Genomic DNA, 5,422 nt, shown 5'->3' with positions numbered 1-5,422 from the left:
AAACACTGGCATAACCTTGTGGAGAGCCGGATGCGGTGAGAGTCGCATGTCCGGTTCGGAGGGCGGGCCGGGGAAACCACCAGCTGAAAGGTTGGCAGGGCGCCCCGGCTCGACCCCTACACCTACTTACCGACCCCGGTGCGTGGGCAGTTTTACTACCTGTACATGATCGTCGATATCTACAGCCGCAAGATCGTCGATGCCGAGGTCTTCGACCAGGAGTCCATGGCCAACAGCAGCGAGGTCATCCAGCGTGCCGTGCTGCGCGAAGGCTGCATCAACCAGCCACTGGTATTACACGCCGACAACGGCTCCGCCATGAAAGGCTCGACGCTCCAGGCGACGCTGCAGCGGTTAAACATCACCCCGTCGTACAGCCGCCCCCGGGTCTCCAACGACAACGCCTTCTCGGAGTCGCTGTTCAGGACCTGCAAGTACCGGCCCGACTACCCGATGGATGGCTACGAGAGCCTGTCAGCGGCGCAGCAATGGGTGACGCGATTCGTGCACTGGTACAACCACGAGCACCGCCACAGCGCCATACGGTTCGTCACCCCGGGTGAGCGGCATGCCGGCCAGGATAACGAGGTGCTGGCAAGGCGAGATGCCATCTATGCCGAGGCGAAACGACAACATCCCGGGCGGTGGAGCAGTGCCACCCGCAACTGGACACCGCGCCGTACGGTCTGGCTGAACCCGGACCGAGAAGACCCGCTGGTTCAACGCGATCAGCGATTAGAAGCCGCCTGATTCCAGGTTCCAACAAGCTTGACAGGCATCGCAACTCCCCGACTGTTATTTCAGCCTGTGTGGTTGTGCTCTGATAACATTGAAGCACTGCGTCCGATGAATTAGGGTTTGCTGTGGAAACTGAGTCGTCAGTCTGAGAGAAAGAATGTGTCAGCGATTGCGCAGGATATGATCTCGCCTTTTCACGGATCGGTAATCCTGACTTCGCCATGACTCTATCAGCATGCTCTGGGAACCGCTCTCGCAGAGAAGCAGCAAATAGGTCTTCATCATGGAAACATTGCGACATGAGATATCTCCTTTTCCAATTGTGGTCAGCAGATGGAGAGACAAAAAGAGGCGACAGAACAACGGCACCGCCGCACATAAGATAGGTCATGCAAGAAAATAATGCTTGACGAAATAATGGGGGGCACTTTAAGAAACTTGAATCTCTGATTGCTCAGAAAGCCTCAATTAGAATAAATATTTTTTATCTTCGACTAGTCTCAAAGGCATGAACATGGCCTCCGTATTGTTTAGAATGTGCCTTGCAGAGGTAACTGGACCACTCAAATAGAGCGGGCAAACCCTGATACCCGTTAGCCGGCTCCAAATAATAGCACGACGTGTTTGAAGAGCGACACAATCTAACTTGCCCTACTGCGTCCTCTAAGGAAACCTGCAAGGCACTGGCCCAGGCTTCAGCTACACGCCAGAACAAATTTTTCCCTTCATAATTCCAATTCCCGGGGGTGTAGTAGGCATGTAGGTTCAACAGTAGTAGAACATGGTAATGGGGCATCCCGTCCTGACTTATCTCCCGTGCACGGGCGTAACGCACACGACAGCCATGAGGAATACCCTGAGCTTGTTTCATTTTTCTGTCATGAGCAATCTTGGAATTTAATGACTTGTGGAATCGATTAATTGGACCATTGGTAGCGGCATCTTCTGGCAGAGGCACGCCATGTGGAAGGGTTAAGTCGAATCGACAGGCGAGTACACGCTTATGATCTTCAATGGCTTGACAAATCACACGATACAGGCGATACAGGTAATCTTCCACCAATGGTCCTTTACTGGTTTGTATTGGCAAAACCACACCAGGCTCAGGTTGATAAATGGGATCGTATATTAGATTTAGGTTAGTATTTTCGGCAAGACGTGATGGTGCAGGCTTCATGATAAAACTCCTTCGTATTTAGTTAACAAGCCTCTTTCCCCAGAGACAATGTAAGTTAGACACTAAACAAGGCAGCATTGTGACCCTTCATGGTCACATGGGTTTTACTAGCAGCCACCCAGCAGTGCATCACCACCAATCAAAAATAATGCATTGCAATAATAATTACTAGACAATACTAACTTACCCTAAACTAAAAAACCTCTTAATTGCTAGCCACCCCCTTTAAACAAAACAAAACTACAAGGTTTTACCTGAAATCCTCCTTGCTTAATTACTCGCACAATACATCAAGGCGATGCATCAAATATGTCGCCATCTTTGTCTCGCTGTGATGTATTTCAGACTGCCTTTCACTTACCGCTCAACCCATAACTCAGCGATGTAAAAAAATACATCTCTGCCGGATCGGGCGCTGAATAGGCGCAAATGAGACCTGGATGGCACGGTGCCGCCGTATAGGATTCCTGGTCTGCCGGATATTCGAATCAATAATTTTTCAAACCTGTACTACCTCCTTGAAGCCATAGATGGATGGCTTTGATTCTCTTTTTTCTATTTTGAGGAGGCAGTTCAATGACGATGTCTTGTCCCAGCTGTGGCGCATCGCGGGTGGTGTCGCGCCATCATGGTCGGAAGGTAGGTGGCACCACGGGTGCGGTGGCCGGCACCGCCAGTGGGGCGGCTGGTGCCTGGAGTGGTGCCGAGGCCGGCGCGTTGGTTGGCGCAGTAGGCGGTCCGGTAGGGATCGCCGTCGGAAGCATCGCTGGCGCCGTCTTTGGTGGATTGGTCGGTGGCACGGCGGGCGGCGTCGCCGGGGCTCGCCTCGGCAGCGAGCTGGATAGCCAGGTGCTCGACAATCTCGAGTGCCGGGCCTGCGGCCACACCTTTCGTCCTCATGTCGATTGATCCCTGACGGCCTGTCTCACGAATCCATCGCTGCTAGGCGATGACCCCACGATTCTCTCTCTACAAGCTCACGGTCGGCCTGCTTCCTTGGGGAGCGGGCCGTTATGCCGTGCGCGACTCACAAGGAGCTTTCACCATGGCACACCTGATCGAACACATGGCCTACGTCGGCGATACCCCCTGGCATGGTTTGGGTCAGCAGCTCTCCCGTCACCAACCGCTGGAGGTCTGGCGGCAGCAGGCCGGCATGGACTGGCACATCGAGGAATCCCCGGTGCGCTTCATCACCGATGGCTCAGGCCACCTGGGTAGCATCCACTCCTTCCCGGAGCAGAAGGTCCTCTATCGCTCCGATACCCGGTCTCCGCTATCGGTGGTCTCCCAGCGCTACAAGGTGGTCCAGCCCGAGGAGGTCCTGGAGTTTTACCGGGATCTGACCGAGTACGCCGGTTACGAATTGGAGACCGCCGGCGTGCTCAAGGGTGGTCGCAAGTTCTGGGCGTTGGCGAAAAGTGGTCTGGGCGGGGCCTTGAAGGGCCAGGACCAGGTCAACGACTACCTGCTGCTGGCCACCTCCTGCGACGGTTCACTGGCTACCGTCGCCACTCCGACGTCCGTGCGGGTGGTCTGCAACAACACCCTGACCATTGCCGTTGATGGCACCTCGCAGGGCGTGAAGGTGCCGCACAGCACCGAGTTCCGTCCGCAGCTGGTCAAGCAGCAGCTGGGGATCTCCGTGTCGCAGTGGGACGACTTCATGTATCGCCTGAAGACTCTGGCCGAGCGAAAGGTCAGCCAGGAAGAAGCGAGGACCTACTTCCAGTCGGTGATCTGCAACGCCGAGGCGCCGCTGGACGATCCGTCCAAGCTACCCAACGTTCGCGCCCTCAATCGCGTCCAGAAGCTCTATCAGGGCGAGGGGCGCGGTTCTCAGCTGTGCACGGCGCGAGGCACCGCCTGGGGCCTGCTCAACGCGGTCACCGAGTACGTGGACCACGAGAAGCGCGCCCGCAGCAACGACTACCGCATGGACTCCGCCTGGTTCGGCCAGGGCGCTGGCCTCAAGGACAAGGCGCTGGAGTCTGCTCTTGCGCTGGTGGCCTGAACGGCATTCTGAGCTCTCTACCTCGCTTTTCCCCTACCACGGCATAGCGCCCGGCCCCGCAGAAGGCCGGGCGTGCTGTTTATGGAGGTACTCATGTCATTGCGAATGACGCTCTAGATCTGCCACACCCTGACGCAGTTGACGCATAGCTGCCCAGGCAGGTTTGGCTCAGCCCATGCAAGGAGCATTTCTTAAGATGGCTGGCACTTTGATCACTAGCATTTTTTCTCACTAAAGTTCGCGCGCGGGCAGCCGATACCCTAGAGGGTTGACCCTATCCTGTTGAGTGAGATAGGGAAATCCAAAAACGGCTCACCCCCTAAGAGGAAGAGTTCAGAAAAGGAGAATTCATATATGGAAAGGCGGTTTCTTTGGACATTGCTTGCTTTTGGGGTCTTGAGTGGTCCGGCCTTGGCCGGCACATATGAATGGACAAGTGGCTGGGCAATGGGGACGACGGAGTATGCGGTCGACGATGGCAACCGCAACAGCCTCCTTGTTTCATGCCCTGACTACCAGGATGGAAGCTCAACGGGCGGCTATATCAGTGCTACCGCTACGATTGAGGGAAAGAGCTATCACTCAGACACCCTGTCAGGAGGAGAAGGCTTTGACGTCATCATTGATGGCGAGGTTTACAATAATCCTTTCTATACCGACTGCCGTGTGTGTGGAGACCTCTTTCCCGGGTTCTGGCAAGCCCTTCGGCAAGCCAACAACCTCTACATCAGTGCTGGCGGCATCCGCTCCCGGTTGCCTACGAAAAACATCGAAAGCGTCATAGCACCGCTGGACAGCCCCCAAAACAGCTGCGTATCTGCTTGGTAGCTTCCAGCTGCCTGTAATGTTTCATCTTCAATGAGGTCATGACATGGAGTCACAAGGAAATCACAAGGCGGCTAGTAATTCGCCAGTATCTTCCCTTAGTCCTGCTATGGTGGGCTGGGGAATTGCCGCCATCATCGTCTCGTTCGTAGTGCTGACATTCAATACATCGCCGATGGTATTGGGAGCCAGCTTTTTCGCGAAACTACTGGCTGGACTGCTGGGTTCCGTGTTCGGAGTAGTGGGCGCCCTGCTCGGCGATATGCTTCGTCGGTTCGTTCATCCGGATATGGTGTTCACGAGCGGCGGCTTCTTCAGCCTGCTCGGCATCAAGCTCTTCTGGCTGGTGGGGCCACAGCTTATTGGTCTCGGCATTGGGGTGGCATTGGGCTGTGCTCTGGTGTTGGGCTAGAGGGTGATGGCAATGAGATTTTCGGCCCCCACTTTGCTGGGCTTCTCCCTACTTAGCGTATTTTCCCTAGTTGGATGCTCGAATGAAAGCTCACAGCTTAAAGGCGAGTTTCTTTCTGGATGCCTTCAGGGAGGCACTAGCCTGAATATTGCACCATTGGCGCGAGTTCGGCCTGCTGAGTGATCAGGCCAGCTCTTCATGCTGGATTCAGCAAGAATCGGTCACGTTTTGATCAATTACCCAGCGTCGAGACACA

The 5,422-nt window shown here is 55.0% G+C and carries 5 protein-coding genes and 1 pseudogene; 5 read left to right on the top strand and 1 reads right to left on the bottom strand.

What is annotated here, in order from left to right; genetic code table 11:
- Positions 1 to 120 precede the first annotated feature (120 nt).
- Positions 121 to 750 (top strand): annotated as a pseudogene (locus K7I12_RS17160) (transposase); the annotation flags it as partial.
- A gap of 472 nt (positions 751 to 1,222) precedes the next feature.
- Here the strand turns inward: K7I12_RS17160 and K7I12_RS17155 are convergent.
- A complete protein-coding gene (locus tag K7I12_RS17155) occupies positions 1,223 to 1,915 on the bottom strand; it encodes a YagK/YfjJ domain-containing protein (RefSeq protein WP_231664783.1) in 693 nt (230 codons plus the stop codon).
- A 576-nt stretch (positions 1,916 to 2,491) separates the two neighbouring features.
- Here K7I12_RS17155 and K7I12_RS17150 point away from each other — a divergent pair.
- The 4 genes from K7I12_RS17150 to K7I12_RS17135 all read left to right on the top strand — a co-directional run bounded on the left by K7I12_RS17150 (position 2,492) and on the right by K7I12_RS17135 (position 5,166).
- A complete protein-coding gene (locus K7I12_RS17150; RefSeq protein WP_129140160.1) occupies positions 2,492 to 2,824 on the top strand; it encodes a hypothetical protein in 333 nt (110 codons plus the stop codon).
- A gap of 136 nt (positions 2,825 to 2,960) precedes the next feature.
- Complete coding sequence (locus K7I12_RS17145) at positions 2,961 to 3,929, top strand: DUF932 domain-containing protein (RefSeq protein WP_231664782.1); 969 nt, start codon at positions 2,961 to 2,963, stop codon at positions 3,927 to 3,929.
- 354 nt (positions 3,930 to 4,283) lie between these two features.
- On the top strand, positions 4,284 to 4,757 hold the full coding sequence (locus tag K7I12_RS17140; RefSeq protein ID WP_231664781.1) for a hypothetical protein: 474 nt from the start codon (positions 4,284 to 4,286) through the stop codon (positions 4,755 to 4,757).
- A 43-nt stretch (positions 4,758 to 4,800) separates the two neighbouring features.
- Complete coding sequence (locus tag K7I12_RS17135; protein WP_231664780.1) at positions 4,801 to 5,166, top strand: hypothetical protein; 366 nt, start codon at positions 4,801 to 4,803, stop codon at positions 5,164 to 5,166.
- The last annotated feature ends 256 nt before the right edge of the window (positions 5,167 to 5,422 follow it).

This window comes from Halomonas sp. IOP_31 (assembly GCF_021151495.1).
GTDB classification, from domain to species: domain Bacteria; phylum Pseudomonadota; class Gammaproteobacteria; order Pseudomonadales; family Halomonadaceae; genus Modicisalibacter; species Modicisalibacter zincidurans.
This window is presented reverse-complemented; position numbering and strand designations above follow the sequence as displayed.

Bases quoted from the DNA above. Each gene is read 5' to 3' on its own strand.
- K7I12_RS17155 (WP_231664783.1), bottom strand. From the start codon at position 1,915: ATGAAGCCTGCACCATCACGTCTTGCCGAAAATACTAACCTAAATCTA.
- K7I12_RS17150 (WP_129140160.1), top strand. From the start codon at position 2,492: ATGACGATGTCTTGTCCCAGCTGTGGCGCATCGCGGGTGGTGTCGCGC.
- K7I12_RS17145 (WP_231664782.1), top strand. From the start codon at position 2,961: ATGGCACACCTGATCGAACACATGGCCTACGTCGGCGATACCCCCTGG.
- K7I12_RS17140 (WP_231664781.1), top strand. From the start codon at position 4,284: ATGGAAAGGCGGTTTCTTTGGACATTGCTTGCTTTTGGGGTCTTGAGT.
- K7I12_RS17135 (WP_231664780.1), top strand. From the start codon at position 4,801: ATGGAGTCACAAGGAAATCACAAGGCGGCTAGTAATTCGCCAGTATCT.